The 14,850-nt window shown below is 70.9% G+C and carries 16 protein-coding genes and 1 pseudogene; 15 read left to right on the top strand and 2 right to left on the bottom strand.

Annotated elements, in window-relative coordinates; all coding sequences use genetic code 11:
* Both AMR74_RS11960 and msrA read right to left on the bottom strand, forming a co-directional pair.
* Complete coding sequence (locus tag AMR74_RS11960; protein WP_053772285.1) at positions 1-681, bottom strand: metallophosphoesterase family protein; 681 nt, start codon at positions 679-681, stop codon at positions 1-3.
* Between the two features lie 390 nt (positions 682-1,071).
* A complete protein-coding gene (gene msrA, locus AMR74_RS11955; RefSeq protein ID WP_053772284.1) occupies positions 1,072-1,611 on the bottom strand; it encodes a peptide-methionine (S)-S-oxide reductase MsrA in 540 nt (179 codons plus the stop codon).
* Positions 1,612-2,070: 459 nt separating this feature from the next.
* Between msrA and ribH the strand changes: the two genes are divergently transcribed.
* The 15 genes and pseudogenes from ribH to AMR74_RS11880 all read left to right on the top strand — a co-directional run bounded on the left by ribH (position 2,071) and on the right by AMR74_RS11880 (position 14,793).
* Entirely contained in the window at positions 2,071-2,475 is a 405-nt protein-coding gene (gene ribH / locus AMR74_RS11950; RefSeq protein WP_053772283.1) for a 6,7-dimethyl-8-ribityllumazine synthase, read from the top strand.
* 25 nt (positions 2,476-2,500) lie between these two features.
* The gene (locus AMR74_RS11945) at positions 2,501-3,655 is read left to right on the top strand and encodes a pyridoxal phosphate-dependent aminotransferase (protein WP_053772282.1); all 1,155 of its coding nucleotides are present in this window, start codon (positions 2,501-2,503) and stop codon (positions 3,653-3,655) included.
* A 130-nt stretch (positions 3,656-3,785) separates the two neighbouring features.
* The gene (locus AMR74_RS11940) at positions 3,786-4,289 is read left to right on the top strand and encodes a universal stress protein (protein ID WP_053772281.1); all 504 of its coding nucleotides are present in this window, start codon (positions 3,786-3,788) and stop codon (positions 4,287-4,289) included.
* 98 nt (positions 4,290-4,387) lie between these two features.
* A complete protein-coding gene (locus AMR74_RS11935; protein WP_053772280.1) occupies positions 4,388-4,816 on the top strand; it encodes a DUF5788 family protein in 429 nt (142 codons plus the stop codon).
* A 78-nt stretch (positions 4,817-4,894) separates the two neighbouring features.
* A complete protein-coding gene (gene gatC / locus AMR74_RS11930; protein WP_053772279.1) occupies positions 4,895-5,197 on the top strand; it encodes an Asp-tRNA(Asn)/Glu-tRNA(Gln) amidotransferase subunit GatC in 303 nt (100 codons plus the stop codon).
* Positions 5,197-6,501 carry an Asp-tRNA(Asn)/Glu-tRNA(Gln) amidotransferase subunit GatA gene (gene gatA, locus AMR74_RS11925; protein WP_053772278.1) on the top strand — a complete coding sequence of 435 codons (1,305 nt, stop codon included), beginning with the start codon at positions 5,197-5,199 and terminating at the stop codon, positions 6,499-6,501. Before gatC ends, gatA begins: the two co-directional genes overlap by 1 nt.
* Positions 6,498-7,004, top strand: a complete 507-nt coding sequence (locus AMR74_RS11920) for a DUF5797 family protein (protein WP_053772277.1) — start codon at positions 6,498-6,500, stop codon at positions 7,002-7,004. Before gatA ends, AMR74_RS11920 begins: the two co-directional genes overlap by 4 nt.
* Before the next feature lie 77 nt (positions 7,005-7,081).
* Positions 7,082-7,528, top strand: a complete 447-nt coding sequence (locus AMR74_RS11915; protein ID WP_053772276.1) for an SHOCT domain-containing protein — start codon at positions 7,082-7,084, stop codon at positions 7,526-7,528.
* 94 nt (positions 7,529-7,622) lie between these two features.
* Positions 7,623-7,868, top strand: a complete 246-nt coding sequence (locus AMR74_RS11910; protein WP_053772372.1) for a YhbY family RNA-binding protein — start codon at positions 7,623-7,625, stop codon at positions 7,866-7,868.
* Positions 7,865-8,687: pseudogene (locus AMR74_RS11905) on the top strand (mechanosensitive ion channel family protein). Before AMR74_RS11910 ends, AMR74_RS11905 begins: the two are co-directional and overlap by 4 nt.
* A 65-nt stretch (positions 8,688-8,752) precedes the next feature.
* Entirely contained in the window at positions 8,753-10,090 is a 1,338-nt protein-coding gene (gene trkA, locus AMR74_RS11900) for a Trk system potassium transporter TrkA (RefSeq protein ID WP_053772275.1), read from the top strand.
* Between the two features lie 5 nt (positions 10,091-10,095).
* Complete coding sequence (locus AMR74_RS11895; protein ID WP_053772274.1) at positions 10,096-11,598, top strand: TrkH family potassium uptake protein; 1,503 nt, start codon at positions 10,096-10,098, stop codon at positions 11,596-11,598.
* A 114-nt stretch (positions 11,599-11,712) separates the two neighbouring features.
* Positions 11,713-13,248 carry a TrkH family potassium uptake protein gene (locus AMR74_RS11890; RefSeq protein ID WP_053772273.1) on the top strand — a complete coding sequence of 512 codons (1,536 nt, stop codon included), beginning with the start codon at positions 11,713-11,715 and terminating at the stop codon, positions 13,246-13,248.
* Between the two features lie 174 nt (positions 13,249-13,422).
* Positions 13,423-13,863, top strand: a complete 441-nt coding sequence (locus AMR74_RS11885; RefSeq protein ID WP_053772272.1) for a universal stress protein — start codon at positions 13,423-13,425, stop codon at positions 13,861-13,863.
* Positions 13,864-13,920: 57 nt separating this feature from the next.
* On the top strand, positions 13,921-14,793 hold the full coding sequence (locus AMR74_RS11880; protein ID WP_240471158.1) for a universal stress protein: 873 nt from the start codon (positions 13,921-13,923) through the stop codon (positions 14,791-14,793).
* Positions 14,794-14,850 lie beyond the last annotated feature (57 nt).

Raw genomic sequence — 14,850 nt, 5'->3', positions numbered from 1 at the left:
CTACTCGCCCTCGTAGAGGCGCTCCGCCGTCGTCTCGGGAAGGTCGGCCTCGCGCACCGCCTCCGCGACGCGGTCAACGTCGTACTCCACGCGATACGTCTCGACCGCGTCGGTTCCGTCGGCCGTCGTGTCGAGGACGGCGTAGCCCGCCCGCGGGTCGCCGTCGCGCGGCTGGCCGACGCTGCCCGGATTGCACACGAAGCCGCCGGCCACGTCGCGGCACCCCTGAACGTGGGTGTGGCCGAGGACGATCCCGTCGTACTCGCCCATGTGCCGGTCGAGGTTCGGGAACTCCTCCGGGTAGACGTAGGCGTCCTCGCGCTCGGCGGCGGGGTGCGAGTGGACGAGCAGGTACCGGTCGCCGGCGAACGTCTCCGTCCGCGGGAGGGCGTCGATCCACTCGCGCTGGTCGGCCGACAGCGACGCCTTCGCGTGCTCGAGGCCGGCCTCGGCCATCCGGTTGGCGCTGTACCGGTGCGGGCTCTCGACGGTGCGGTCGTGGTTCCCCCGGACCGTCGCGGCCGCGACCTCGCGCACGCGCTCGACGCACTCGGCCGGCCACGGGTTGTAGCCGACCACGTCGCCCGCGCAGTAGATCCGGTCGACGGCGGGCATGTCGTCGAGGACCGTCTCCAGCGCCGGGAGGTTCGCGTGAACGTCCGAGATGAGGCCGACCTTCATCGGAGATGGGTTCGGCCGGCGAGAGGGAATAGGTTGTGGCGCGACGCGAGGACTTGTACTGGGATCCCGGCGCGTGCCTGCGAGTGGCCGCCGAAGGCGGCCGCGAGGAGCACGCGCGAGGGAGTCGGCCGACCGCAGGGAGGCCGACGAGGCTGGGGAGGCGTGAGGTGCGGTCGCGGTGCGGGGTGGGACTCGAAGGGGCAGTCGCGAGGGCGAAGCACGGCGACGTAAGCACTGAACGAGGGAGCGAACGCAGTGAGCGACCGAGTGAAGCGCGCAACGAGCCGCGCGAGTCCTCGCGACTGGGGCTTCGGCGGTGTTCACCGGCGGTCCGCGTTCAGCTATTTATAAGTGAGCGACTGGATCTTCGGCGGTGTTCCGTCCCGTCACTTACGCCTTCACCTTCTCGCGGAAGCGCTCGCGGACCTTCTCTACCTTCGGCTGCGCGTGCATCGTACAGTAGGCGTCGGCCGGGTTCTTCTCGAAGTAGTCCTGGTGTTTCTCCTCGGCGCGGTAGAACGTCTCCAGCCGCTCGAGTTCGGTGACGACGTCGTCGTCGTAGCCGCCCTCCTCGTCGAGCGCCGCGATGTACTCCTCGGCGAGCCGGCGCTGCTCGTCGTCGTGATACAACACGATCGACCGGTACTGGCTCCCCACGTCCGGCCCCTGTCGGTTCAGCTGGGTCGGGTCGTGGACGGTGAAGAAGATCTCGAGGATCTCCTCGTAAGAGAGCGCCTCGGGGTCGTACTCGACCTGAACGACCTCGGCGTGGCCGGTGTTGCCGGTACACACCTCCCGATAGCTCGGGTCCTCGACGTGGCCGCCGGCGTAGCCGGAGGTGACGCGCTCGACGCCGTCGAGTTCCTTGAACGCCGCCTCGACGCACCAGAAGCAGCCGCCGCCGACCGTCGCGGTCTCGGTGTCGGTCATGGACTCGTGTTGGCGTCGGAGACGTATTAATGGCGCGTGGCCGGAAAGCCGAGACTCGACTCGTTCGTTTATTCATAACCGATCGCTGCTAACTCGTCGGGGAACACCTCGAAGCCCCAGTCGGGAGGCGGACGCACGCTCGCTGCGCTCCTCGGTCGCTCACTCTGTTCGCTCCCTGTGGTGCTTGCGTCGCCTGCGCCCGCCTCCCGACTGCCCCTTCGAGCCCCACCCGACCGCACCGCAACCGCACCTCACACCTCCCCAGCCTCGTCGGCCTCCCTGCGGTCGGCCGACTCCCTCGCGCGTGCTGCTCGGCCGCGGTGCGACCTCGCAGGCACGCGCCACCGCAGGTCGATTCATGACCGATCAGTCGACCGCCCCAGTCCGTCCCGAACGCGTTCGCCCGGCAACCCTGCGGTCGAACGGTAGACCTTTGCCGTCGCCCGCTCCACGTCGCGTATGGTCTCGCTGGGACTGGTGGTGGCGCGGTTCAACGACTCCGTCACGGAGCCGATGGCCGAGGCCGCCCGCGAGGCGGCCGCCGACCGCGACGCCGTCGTCGTCGACGAACTGAGCGTGCCGGGCGCGTACGACAGCCCGCTGGCCGCCGACCGGCTGGCGCGCCGAGACGACGTCGACGCCGTCGCGGTCGTCGGCGCCATCGTCACCGGCGACACGGACCACGACCGCGTCATCGCGAACGCGACCGCCGAGAAGCTCACCGACGTGAGCCTCGACCGGGACACGCCGGTCACCTTCGGCGTGAGCGGCCCGGGGATGTCCGGCGCGGAGGCGCGCGAGCGGATCGACAAGGGGGCGGACGCGGCCGCGGCCGCGATCGACCTCGCGACGGAACTCGACTGACGGACACGACGATCACACACGACACATGAGCGACGCATACGACTTCTCGGAGCGGATCGGACGCGTAGAGCCCAGCGCGACGCTGGCGATATCGAACCTGGCGGCGGAGAAGGAGGCCGAGGGCGCGGACATCGTCGACCTCTCGGTCGGCGAGCCCGACTTCGACACCCCGGCGAACGTCGTCGCGGCCGGGAAGGCGGCCCTCGACGCGGGCCACACGGGGTACACCTCCTCGAACGGCGTGCCCGAGCTGAAGGCGGCGATCGCGGAGAAGCTCCGCGGCAACGGGATCGAGGCCGACGCCGACGAGGTGATCGTCACCCCCGGCGGCAAGCAGGCGCTGTACGAGACGTTCCAGACGCTGATCGACGAGGGCGACGAGGTCGTCCTGCTCGACCCGGCGTGGGTCTCCTACGAGGCGATGGCGAAGCTCGCCGGCGCCGACCTCTCGCGCGTCGACCTCGCGCCGCACGGCTTCCAGCTGGAGCCCGCCCTCGACGAGCTCGCCGAGACCGTCTCGGACGACACCGAGCTGCTCGTCGTCAACACCCCGTCGAACCCCACGGGCGCGGTGTTCTCGAAGGCGGCCCTGGAGGGCGTCCGCGACCTCGCCGTGGAGCACGACGTGGCCGTCATCTCGGACGAGATCTACGAGCGCATCGTCTACGACGCCGACCACGTCTCGCTCGCGAGCCTCGACGGGATGGCCGACCGCACGGTGACGATCAACGGCTTCTCGAAGGCGTACTCGATGACCGGCTGGCGGCTCGGCTACCTCCACGCCACCGACGAGTTCGTCGGCGAGGCGGGGAAGCTCCACTCCCACTCCGTCTCCTGTGCCACGAACTTCGTCCAGCGCGCGGGGATCGAGGCCTTGGAGAACACCGAGGCGTCGGTCGAGGAGATGCGCGACGCCTTCGCCGACCGCCGGGACCTCCTCGTGGACCTGTTCGACGAGCACGGCGTCGACGTCGACGTCGGCGACGGCGCGTTCTACATGATGATCCCCGTCGCGGACGACGACCAGGCGTGGTGCGAGGCGGCGATCGAGCAGGCGGCCGTCGCCTGCGTCCCCGGCAGCGCGTTCAACGCCCCCGGCTACGCCCGCATCTCTTACGCCGCGAGCGAGGAGCGACTGCGCGAGGCGGTCGACCGCCTCGTCTCGAACGACCTGCTGTAACCCCGCCAGCCCGCCCGCGGACGCCGCGGTCTCACCCGCTCGCCGACCGGACGAACTCGCGGATCGGCCGCGAACGGGGGCTGCGATGCGTTTTTCACCCCGCTCCTCGAAGTTTCAACTTGGTGGTACGATGTACGACAGGATACTGTACCCGACCGACGGGAGCGCCGGATCGGAGGCGGCGGCGGCGCACGTGGGGGCGCTCGCGTCGCAGTTCGGCGCGAGCGTGGACGTGTTACACGTGATCGACACCCGCGAGGGCGGGCTTGGCCTGAGCGGGGCGTTCCTCGACGACGACCCGCAGGCGATGAGCGGGCGGTCGCCCGACGAGGGCTACATCGGACGGCACGGGCGCGGGCCCGACCCCGAGGAGGTCGAGGCCGGGCTCACCGACCACGCCGAGGCGCTCATCCAGGCCTCGACCGGCGAGGTCGACCTGACGACCGCGGTCGAGTCGGGGACGCCCCACTCGGTGATACTGCGCTACGCCGACGAGGCCGACGCCGACCTCGTGGTGATGGGGACGCACGGCCGGACCGGCGTCGAGCGGTACCTGCTCGGCAGCGTCGCGGAGAAGGTCGTCCGGCTCTCGGACGTGCCGGTGATGACGGTGCGGGCGGACGAGGACGAGTGAGGCGGCGGACCGGACGACCGAAGCGGACGCGGGACGCCGGCGGGCCGATCCGACCGGCGGCCGATGATTTTTCCCGGCTCCGTCGCCCACGCGAACCCATGAGCGACCCGGAGCGAACGGCGATCGACGACGGCGTTCGCGAGGCCCTCCTCGACCGCGTGAACAGCCCCAGCGCGACCGTCGGCGCGAGCGTGCCCGACGAGGTCGAGATAGACGGGAGCGCCGTCGACCTGTCGGCGTTCATCGTCGAGACCCGGAAGGTCGACGCGGTCCCGCCCGCGCTCGACCGGAAGGTGACTGCGGCGCGCGAGTCGCTCAGGGCCGAGCGGGCGCGGCGCGTCGAGCGGCTGGAGAGCGACCCCCTCGGCCGCGAGACCGCCGAGGCGCTCGCCGACGAGGTCGTCGGCATCGACCGCGCGCTCAACGCCTTGGAGGGCATCCACCGGCCGGGGTTCGCCGACGAGCACCACGCCGACACGCTGGCGGGCCACGAGCGCTGGCTCGCGTTCGTCGATCAGGTCCGGTGATTCCGGGTCCCGCCACGACCCGGCGTCGCCGGCCCCCTTCCGAAACCCTTACTCGCCGCCCGCGTGGTACGTTCGGGTATGAGCGACACCGCAGCGTCGGACGACGGCGAGGCCGCCGTCGACGCCGAGGAGGTCAGACACGTCGCCGATCTCGCGCGGGTGCGGCTCGCCGACGAGGAGGTCGACGAGTTCGCGGCGCAGTTCGGCGACATCTTGGAGTACTTCGCCGCGCTCGACGAGGTCCCGGAGACGGAGCGCGAGGAGGAGCTCGTCAACGTGATGCGCCCGGACGAGGTCCGCGAGGGGCTCTCCCAGGAGGAGGCGCTCGCGAACGCCGAGGAGACGGAGGACGGCTTCTTCGTCGGCCCGAAGGTGTCGTAATGGCGGCCGATATCAACGCCTTCGTCACGGAGGCGACGATCGAGGGCGACGCGGACGCCGACGGCCCGCTGGCGGGCAAAACCGTCGCCGTGAAGGACAACATCTCCACCGAAGGGATCCGGACGACCTGCGGCTCGGAGATGCTGGCGGACTACGTCCCGCCCTACTCCGCGACCGTCGTCGACCGCCTGACCGAGGCGGGCGCGACGGTCGTCGGCAAGACGAACATGGACGAGTTCGGGATGGGGACGACGACCGAGACCTCCGCGTTCGGCCCCACTCGGAACCCGGTGGACACCGACCGCGTCCCGGGCGGCTCCTCCGGCGGCTCGGCGGCCGCGGTCGCGGCGGGCGAGGCCGACGTGGCCCTCGGCTCCGACACCGGCGGCTCGGTGCGCTGTCCGGCCGCCTTCTGCGGCGTCGTCGGGATCAAGCCCACCTACGGGCTCGTCTCCCGGCACGGCCTGATCGCGTACGCGAACTCCCTCGAACAGATCGGCCCGATCGCGGACACCGTCGAGGAGGCGGCGGCCGTCCTCGACGCTATCGCGGGCGACGACCCCAACGACGGCACGACCCGCGACCTGCGCGAGGTCGAGGGCGTCGACCCCGACGCGAGCTACGCCGCGGCCGCGGACGGCGACGTCGCGGGCCTGACGGTCGGCGTGCCCACGGAGCTGTTCGAGGGCGCCGACGAGCGCGTCGTCGAGACGGTCGAGGCCGCGATCGACGACCTGGAGGCGCAGGGCGCGGAGACGACCGAGATCTCGCTCCCCTCCGTCGAGCACGCGGTCCAGGCCTACTACGTGATCGCGATGGCGGAGGCCTCCTCGAACCTCGCGCGCTTCGACGGCGTCCGGTACGGCCACCGGAGCGACGCCGACGGCAACTGGAACGAGTCGTTCGCGGAGACCCGCGAGGAGGGGTTCGGCGCGGAGGTCAAGCGGCGGATCCTGCTCGGCACGTACGCGCTCTCGGCCGGCTACCACGACAAGTACTACGAGAAGGCGCAGGACGCCCGCGCGTGGGTCCGTCGGGACTTCGAGGACGCCTTCGACGACGTCGACGTGGTCGCGTCGCCGACGATGCCGGTCCTCCCCTTCGAGCTCGGCGAGAGCCTCGACGACCCGCTGCGGATGTACCTCGCGGACGCGAACACGACGCCGGTCAACCTCGCGAACCTCCCCGCGATCTCCGTGCCCGCGGGCGAGGCGGACGGGCTCCCGGTCGGGCTCCAGCTCGTCGGCCCGAAGTTCGGCGAGGAGGCCATCGTCCGCGCCGCGAGCGCGGTCGAGGTGCGATGAGCCTCACCGACGAGGAACGCGACCGGCTCGCCGACGTGGTCCGCCTCCAGCCGACGAAGAACGGCGAGCTCCAGGACGCGTGGGAGATGGAGAGCGGCAGCGAGGTCCACGGCTACCTGGAGACCCACCTGAAGGAGTACTACTACCGCGACGACGACAGCCTGATCCGCGCCACGGCGGAGGCCAACGACCTCGTCGACGTCGAGCCGGGCGTCGAGCCCGACGCGGTCGCTCGCGGCGGCGTGCCGGAGACGATCCGCGTCCCCGAGCTGGAGTCGCGCGTGGTCGACGTGCTCGCCGGGCCCGACGAGCGCTCGCAGTCCGTCGTCAGCGTGCTCAACGCGCTCCGAGAGGCGTACGACGCCGACCCCGAGGTCGACGCGGTGCGGCGCGCGCTCCGCAGCCTCGAACGCAAGAACGTCGTCGAGGTCGTCTACCGCACCGTGCCGACGTTCCGGCTGGCGGTCGACCGCGACGAGATAACCGTCGAAATCGAGTCGTAGGCGTCCCGTCCCCCAGGCGGTCCGGTCGTCGCCGGTCGGCGATACGACTTTGTACCGCGACGGAGACCGTCACGGCGATGGCCGACGACGAGACCCTCCGCGACCGGCTCCGCCGCAACGCGAGCGGCATCGCCGCCACGACGGTCACCGGGACGTGGCTCGCCGCCCTCCTGCTCGGGTTCGACTGGTGGCTCGGGTTCATGCTGTTCGGCTACATCGTGATCGTTCCGGTCGTCTCGATGCTGTTCGACGAGGAGGGCGGAGAGTCCGACTTCGAGGAGTACGAGACCGATCCCCTGTGGGGCAGACACGGGGAGACGGCGGAGAGCGACGACGAGCCCGCCGACACCGCTGACGCCTTAGAGCGCCTGCGGACCCGCTACGCGAACGGCGACCTCACCGACGAGCAGTTCGAGCGGAAGCTCGACCGGCTGTTGGAGACCGAGACCCCCGAAGACGCCGCCGAGTGGGCCGAGCGGAACCGGGCCGCCGACCGGGAGCGCGACGTCGAACGCGAGCGGTGATCGGGGCGACGGCGTCGCGGCGGGCGGCGTCGCGGCGGCGAGCCCGGCGCGACCGAACCTCAAGCTTCAATGCGCGCGACCGACTCGACCGCGTATGAGCGACCAGGAACTGCGGAAGGAGGCGCACGACCTCGACGTCACCGTCTGGGTCGGGAAGCACGGCATCGACTCGGTCGTCGACGAGCTGGCCGACCAGCTGGACGACCGGAAGCTGGTGAAGGTGAAGTTCCTCCGCGCGGCCCGCGGGGGCACCACGACCGACGAGCTCGCCGAGGAGCTCGCCGACGCGGTCGGCGCCGACCTGATCGAGACGCGCGGGAACACGGCAGTGCTCCACTGACGAGCGCCGCCGCGGGGCCCTCCGGCGTCGTCGCGGTCGCGGGGACGCTCCGACCGTACCTCGGGCAGGTGACGGAACTCGTCGTCGACGCCGCCATCTTCCTCGTCGCCGTCGCGACGTACCTGCTCTAGGAGGCGGCCGTCACCCCCCGTGAAGCGGGTCTTCGACAGGCGGGGGCTCGACGAGCACGCCAAGCGCCCGCTCCAGAAGATCCTGGCGTTCCTCGTGTTGTTCGCCGGCGTCACGCTCGCGATCGGCTTCGCGCTCCGGGACGTGATCAAGAACGTCGTCGCTGGCGTGTTCAGCTACACCGACAAGCCGTTCCGCATCGGCGACCGGACCGAGCGGAACGGCAACTCGGGCGTCGTCGAGGACATCTCCTTCCGCGTCGCCCGCGTCCGCACGTTCGACAACGAGCTGCTCACGGTGCCGAACCACGCCCTGACGAGCGACGTGGTGAAGAACCCGGTCGCGAAGAAGGCGCTCCGCCTGAAGTGCGTCTTCGGGATCGCCCACGAGGACGACGTCGAGAAGGCGACCGACATCATCGTCGAGGAGGCCGAGGAGAGCGGCGCCATCCTCGAAGACCCGGCGCCGTCGGTCCGGCTCACCGAGCTGGCCGACTCCTACGTCGGGCTCCAGTCGCGGATCTGGATCGACGACTCCTCGCGGGCGGACTTCGTCAAGGCGCGCGCCGACTACGTGAAGGTCGTCAAGGCGCGCTCCGACGAGGAGGGGATCTCGATCCCCTTCCCGCAGCGGACCGTCTCTGGGCGCAACGAGTGGACGGACCCCGCGTCGTTCGGCGGGGACGACTGACGAAGCGGCCGCGCCCGGCGGGGCCGATAGTAACGAACTTGAGGGTCCGGTAACTGGGTGTGCCCATGTACGTGGTCGTCATCGGGGCCGGCGAGGTCGGGACGAGCATCGCCGCGAGTCTCGCGTCGGACCACGAGGTGGTCGTCGTGGACGTCGACCCGGACCGCGCGGAACAGCTCAAGTACGAACTCGACGTCCTCACCATCGCGGGCGACGGCACGTCCTCGGAGATCCAGTCGACCGCCGAGGTCCACCGCGCGGACATGGTCATCGCCTGTACCGACGACGACCAGACGAACCTCGTCGCCTGCGGCACCGCCAAGACGCTCGGGGACGGGTTCACGATCGCCCGCGTCAAGAGCACCGACTTCCTCCGCACGTGGGAGGGCAGCGAGGGGGCGTTCGGCGTCGACTTCATGGTGTGTACGGACCTGCTGACCGCGGAGAACATCGTCCGCGTCATCGGGCTCCCGGCGGCCGTCGACGTCGACCCGTTCGCCGGCGGCCTCGTCCAGATGGCCGAGTTCGAGATCGCCGAGGGGAGCCCCGTCGCCGGACAGACCGTCTCGGAGGCGGACCGCTTCGAGTCGCTCACGTTCGTCGGCCTGTTCCGGAACGGCGACATGGTCATCCCCCGCGGGGACACCGACATCGCCGTCGGCGACCGCGCGGTGGTGATCGGGAGCCCCGAGAGCGTCCAGTCGTTCGCGACCGACGTGGCGCCGGAGGCGACGCCCGACCGCGCCGACGAGATCGTGGTCGTCGGCGGCAGCGAGATCGGCTACCAGACCGCCCGGCTCTTGGAGGAGCGCGACTTCAGCCCGCGGCTGATAGAGCAGGACCCCGACCGCGCGCGGTGGCTCGCGGAGAACCTCCCGGAAACCGTCGTCATGGAGCACGACGCGACGGACACGGAGTTCCTCACCCGCGAGCACGTCGACGAGGCCGACATCGTCGTCACGGCGCTCCGCTCGGACGAGAAGAACCTGCTCATCTCCGTGCTCGCCAAGCGCCTCGGCGTCGACCGCGTGATCGCCGTCGTCGACAGCCCCGATTACGTCACCGTCTTCGAGGAGATCGGCATCGACATCGCCGTCAACCCCCGCACGGTGACCGCCGAGGAGATCACGCGGTTCACCTACGAGAGCGTCGCGGAGAACATCGCCGTGCTGGAGAACGACCAGGCGGAGGTCCTCGAACTCGAACTCACCGAGGGGTGCGGGCTCGTCGGCCGGCCGATCTCGGAGATCGTCGCCGACAGCGACGCGCGGTTCGTCATCGGCGCGATCACCCGGGACCGCCGGCTGGTCACGCCCCGCGGTGACACGGTGCTTCAGGCCGGCGACCACGTCATCCTCCTCGTGGAGGCCGACTCCGTGAGCGACATCGCCTCGATGGCCTGAGTCCCGTGAGCACCAGCATCCGCGTCGGGTGGCGGGCCAGCGTGGGACTCACCGGCGACGTCCTCGCCGCCCTCCCCGTCCCGCTCGCGTTCCCCCTCCTCATCGCGTTCTACTACGGCGAGTCGCCCGTCCCGTTCCTCGCGGCGATCGCGGTCTCGCTCGCGCTCGGCGCGGCGTTCCGGTCGACGCGGGACCCGGCGGCGGACCTCGGGCCGCGGGAGGCGTTCCTCGCGGTGGCGCTGATCTGGTTCCTCGTCGCCGCGGTCGGCGCGATCCCATTCGTCGTGGCCGGGGTCGGCACGGTCGCGCACCCGGTAAACGCCATGTTCGAGTCGATGAGCGGGCTGACGACGACGGGCGCGACCGTGCTGCGCGACTTCTCACTCCACTCGCGGTCCGTCATGATGTGGCGGCAGGTGATCCAGTGGCTCGGGGGGCTCGGCATCCTCATCCTCGCGACCGCGGTGCTCTCGGAGATCGGCGTCGGCGGGGCCCAGCTGATGGAGTCGGAGTCACAGACCCAGGACGTCAACAAGCTCACGCCGAAGATCTCTCGGACGGCGCAGCTGATCTGGGGGATCTACTTCGGGCTCACGGGGCTGGCGATCGTCGTCTACTTCCTGCTCGGCCTCGCCGTCGATCCGCAGATGGACCTGTACAACGCCGTCGCGCACGCGTTCACCTCGGTCGCCACGGCCGGCTTCTCGCCGGAGCCGCTCTCGGTCGGGGCGTTTCACCCCCTGATCCAGTGGGCGGTGGTCCCGTTCATGGTGATCGGCTCGACGAGCTTCGTCCTCATCTACTTCGCAATCAACGGCGAGCCGATGCGCCTCCTCCGCAACGAGGAGTTCCACTTCTACATCGGCGCGATGGGCACGCTCGCGTCGATCGTCGCCGTGGGTCTGTTCCTCGATCCTGGCACCACGTTCGGCGCCGAGGCGACGATACGCCACGCCGTCTTCAACGTCGCCTCCATCGTGACGACGACGGGGTACGCCAGCACCGACTACGTGCAGTGGGCGCCCGCGGCGAAGCACATGCTGTTCATGGGGATGTTCATCGGCGGCATGGTCGGATCGACGACGTGTTCGATCAAGTCGCTGCGATGGCTGGTGGCGCTGAAGTCGTTCCGGCGGAACCTCTACACCGCGATCCATCCCGAGTCCGTCCGGCCGGTCCGGATCTCGGGGAAGTCGATCGACGAGGCCGCGATCCGCGACATCTACGCGTACCTCCTCCTCAGTATCGTGCTGTTCTTCCTGCTCGCCGTGGTCATCGTCGTCGACGCCGAGCGAGGAAACGTCCGAGTCACCGAGTTCGAGGCGCTCGGCGCCGCGGCGACGACGTTCCTCAACATCGGGCCGGCGTTCGGCGACGCGGGGCCGTACGGCACCTTCGCGACGTTCCCGCTGAGCACGCGGGCCGTGATGGTCGTGCTGATGTGGATCGGCCGGATCGAGATCATCCCCGTCCTCGTGCTGTTCACGAAGGCGTTCTGGACCTCCTGACCGGCGCCGACCCGCTGCGGTCCGCCGTTCGCCGCCCGCGGCGGGTCCGCCCATCGACGGCTTCTTGTCGCGCCGGCCTGCTACGACGGGTATCGGAACCCCCGAGGAACACTCGTGACACGGACCATCGACGCGCGGGCGACGCTCAGCTACACCGGGAGCATCGTGAAGCTCCTCTCGGCGTCCATGGCCGTCCCCCTCGTCGTCGCGCTGATCTACGGCGAGGACGCGCTCGCGTTCGCGGCGTCGATGACGGTCGCTGTCGCGGTCGGGGCCGGGCTCGAACGGCTCGACGACGAGCCGGAGCTCGGCCCCCGGGACGCGCTGGCGGTCGTCTCGCTCGCGTGGCTCACTGCCGCGGTCGTCGGCGCGATCCCGTACGTGATCGCCGGCTACGGGACCCCCTCCGCGCTCGCGCACCCCGTGAACGCGCTGTTCGAGTCGATGAGCGGCTTCACGACGACGGGCGCGACCGCGACGGCGGAGATCAGCTTCGAGCGGCACTCCCACGCGGTGCTGATGTGGCGGCAGCTCACACAGTGGCTCGGCGGGATGGGGATCATCGTGCTGATGATCGCGATCCTGCCGCAGCTGGCGGTCAACGGCGCCCAGCTGATGGAGTCGGAGGCGCCGGGGCCGGGGCTCCAGAAGCTCACCCCCCGGATCGTCGAGACGGCCCGCGCGCTCTGGCTCATCTACCTCGCGTTCACCGTGGCGCTGATCGCGATACTGGCGCTGCTCGGTCGCACCGGGTACGCGCCGGAGATGGACCTGTACAACGCATTCGCCCACGGGTTCTCCACGCTCCCGACCGGCGGGTTCTCGCCGGAGGCGGAGAGCATCGGCGCGTTCTCGCCGGTGGTGCAGTGGGCGTTCGTCCCGTTCATGGTGATCGCCGGGGTGAACTTCGCGCTGTTCTGGTACGTGCTCAGGGACGACCCGCGGGAGATGTTCGAGAACACGGAGTTCCGGATCTACCTCGGGCTGGTGACCGCGTTCGCGGCCGTGCTCGCGGTCGGGCTGTTCTACGGCGGCGCGCCGGCCACCGACATCGGCGGCGTCACGGAGGGCGTCCCGGAGAACGCGCTCCGGCAGGGGGTGTTCCAGGTCGCGTCGCTGATGAACTCGACCGGCTTCGCGACCGCGGACTTCGCGGAGTGGGACACCCAGACCCAGTTCCTCCTGCTGTTCGCGATGTTCATCGGCGGCTCCGCCGGGTCGACCGGCGGCGGGATCAAGGTGATCCGCTGGCTCATCCTGCTGAAGACGCTCCGTCGCGAGCTGTACACGACGGCGAACCCGGACGTGGTCCGGCCGGTCCGGCTCGGCGGCGAGGTCGTCGACGAGGACGTGATCCGCGGGATCCTCGTGTTCACCCTGCTGTACTTCCTCGTGTTCGCGCTCTCGGCCGTCTTCATCGAGCTCGACACGGCGCGGATCGGCGAGCGGCTCACCGGCACGGAGGCGCTCGCGGCGTCGCTCGCGACGATCGGCAACATCGGGCCGGGGCTCGGCCCGCTCGGTCCGTTCGGGAGCTACGAGTTCCTGCCGAACACGACGAAGCTGCTGATGATCGGGCTGATGTGGATCGGGCGGCTGGAGATCGTCCCCGTGCTCGCGCTGTTCGTCGCCGGCGTCGACGAGCAGTAGACTCTCGGGGCGTCCGGGTGGACCGCGCGGTGTGTAGCCGGCGTACCTCGTGAACCGCGCTGCGGTCCCCGGCGCGCCTCCATGGGTGCGCGGTGCGTCACCGGCGAGCCGCACGACGCGACGCCCGAGGACGCGAGGTCACCTTCTTAAGCGCCGCCGGCCGTACTACCTCGCATGGACGGACCCGACGACACCGGCGGCCAGGACCTGCTCGGGCACGTGCTCCTCCCGGTCGCGAACGAGGAGGACGCGCTGCGAACGGCGCGGGCGCTCGACCCCTACGACCCCGCGCGGGTGACGGCGCTTCACGTCGTCGAGAAGGGGGACGGCGTCCCGGACAAGACCCCCGTCGAGCAGTCGGAGGAGCTCGCGGCCGAGTCGTACGCGGCGGTCAGAACGGTGTTCCCCGACGCCGCCGAGTACACGGCCTACGCCCGGGACGTGGTCGAGGCGATCTTCGACGCCGCGGACGAGGTGGACGCGAGCGCGATCGCCTACCAGCCGCGCGGGGGGAACCGCTTGGTCCAGCTCCTCTCCGGGGACCTGTCGGCCGAGATCGCGACCGACGCGCCGGTGCCCGTGATCGCGCTCCCCCGCGCCGACGCGGACGAATGAGCCGCCGTCGCGCCCGCGAGAGCGGGTCGTCGGCGCGCTGACGCGGGGGATCGACCGATGCCGCACAGCGACGACCGGCCGACGGGGAGCGGCGACGACCGCCCCGTCGTCATGGTCGCCCTCTCGAACCCGCGCACCGAGGCGGCGCTCGTCGCGCTCGCCGGCGCCGTGGCCGACCGCCGGGACGCCCGCCTCCTCGCGGTCCACGTCGTCACCGTCCCCGACCAGACCTCGCTGGAGAACGCGGCCGCGAACCGGGAGCGGCTCGACCGGTCCTCCGCCGAGCTGCTCTCGGCGGCCGTCGCCGACGCGGCGCCGTTCGACGCGCCGGTCGAGACGAAGACGATCCTCTCGCACCGCGGGATCGAGGAGGTGTTCGACGCCGCGCGGGCGACCGGCGCCGACGCCGTAGTGATGGGCTACGGCGGGGCGCGGTTCGCGGGCGGGCGCGTCGAGGGCTCGCTGGACGAGCTGGCCCGCGACCTCCCCTGCGACTTCCTCGTCTTCGACGGGCGGCGACTCGACCCCGCCGACGTGCTCGTGCCGACCGCCGGCGGCCCGTCGTCGGACCTCTCCGCCGAGGTCGCGCTCGCGCTCCGGGCGGCGGTCGGCGCCGAGGTCTCGCTGTTACACGTCGTCGAGGAGGGCGACGAGGCGGCGGGCCGCGAGTTCCTCGCCGGCTGGGCCGAGGGGCACGGCCTCGGGGACGCCGACCTGCGCGTCGAGACCGGCGACGTGGAGGCGGCGATCGGCCGCGTCGGCGAGGGGTACGACCTCGTGATCGTCGGCGCCACGGAGCGCGGCCTCCTCTCCCGGATCGTCCGCGGGTCGCTCGCGTTCGCGGCCGTCGAGGCCCTCGAGGTGCCGGTGCTGCTCGCGGAGCGTCCCACGCCGCGGTCGCTCCGCGACCGGCTGTTCGGGGGTCGCTGAGCGCGGTGAGGCAGTCGTCTCCGGGGTCGCTCGCGCCGCCGGCCCTCCAAAATATAA

It is taken from the genome of Halorubrum tropicale (genome assembly GCF_001280455.1).
Lineage (GTDB): Archaea > Halobacteriota > Halobacteria > Halobacteriales > Haloferacaceae > Halorubrum > Halorubrum tropicale.
The sequence above is the reverse complement of the archived record's forward strand: the minus strand, read 5'-3'. Positions and strand labels throughout refer to the sequence as shown.

Bases quoted from the DNA above. Each gene is read 5' to 3' on its own strand.
- AMR74_RS11960 (WP_053772285.1), bottom strand. From the start codon at position 681: ATGAAGGTCGGCCTCATCTCGGACGTTCACGCGAACCTCCCGGCGCTG.
- msrA (WP_053772284.1), bottom strand. From the start codon at position 1,611: ATGACCGACACCGAGACCGCGACGGTCGGCGGCGGCTGCTTCTGGTGC.
- ribH (WP_053772283.1), top strand. From the start codon at position 2,071: ATGGTCTCGCTGGGACTGGTGGTGGCGCGGTTCAACGACTCCGTCACG.
- AMR74_RS11945 (WP_053772282.1), top strand. From the start codon at position 2,501: ATGAGCGACGCATACGACTTCTCGGAGCGGATCGGACGCGTAGAGCCC.
- AMR74_RS11940 (WP_053772281.1), top strand. From the start codon at position 3,786: ATGTACGACAGGATACTGTACCCGACCGACGGGAGCGCCGGATCGGAG.
- AMR74_RS11935 (WP_053772280.1), top strand. From the start codon at position 4,388: ATGAGCGACCCGGAGCGAACGGCGATCGACGACGGCGTTCGCGAGGCC.
- gatC (WP_053772279.1), top strand. From the start codon at position 4,895: ATGAGCGACACCGCAGCGTCGGACGACGGCGAGGCCGCCGTCGACGCC.
- gatA (WP_053772278.1), top strand. From the start codon at position 5,197: ATGGCGGCCGATATCAACGCCTTCGTCACGGAGGCGACGATCGAGGGC.
- AMR74_RS11920 (WP_053772277.1), top strand. From the start codon at position 6,498: ATGAGCCTCACCGACGAGGAACGCGACCGGCTCGCCGACGTGGTCCGC.
- AMR74_RS11915 (WP_053772276.1), top strand. From the start codon at position 7,082: ATGGCCGACGACGAGACCCTCCGCGACCGGCTCCGCCGCAACGCGAGC.
- AMR74_RS11910 (WP_053772372.1), top strand. From the start codon at position 7,623: ATGAGCGACCAGGAACTGCGGAAGGAGGCGCACGACCTCGACGTCACC.
- trkA (WP_053772275.1), top strand. From the start codon at position 8,753: ATGTACGTGGTCGTCATCGGGGCCGGCGAGGTCGGGACGAGCATCGCC.
- AMR74_RS11885 (WP_053772272.1), top strand. From the start codon at position 13,423: ATGGACGGACCCGACGACACCGGCGGCCAGGACCTGCTCGGGCACGTG.
- AMR74_RS11880 (WP_240471158.1), top strand. From the start codon at position 13,921: ATGCCGCACAGCGACGACCGGCCGACGGGGAGCGGCGACGACCGCCCC.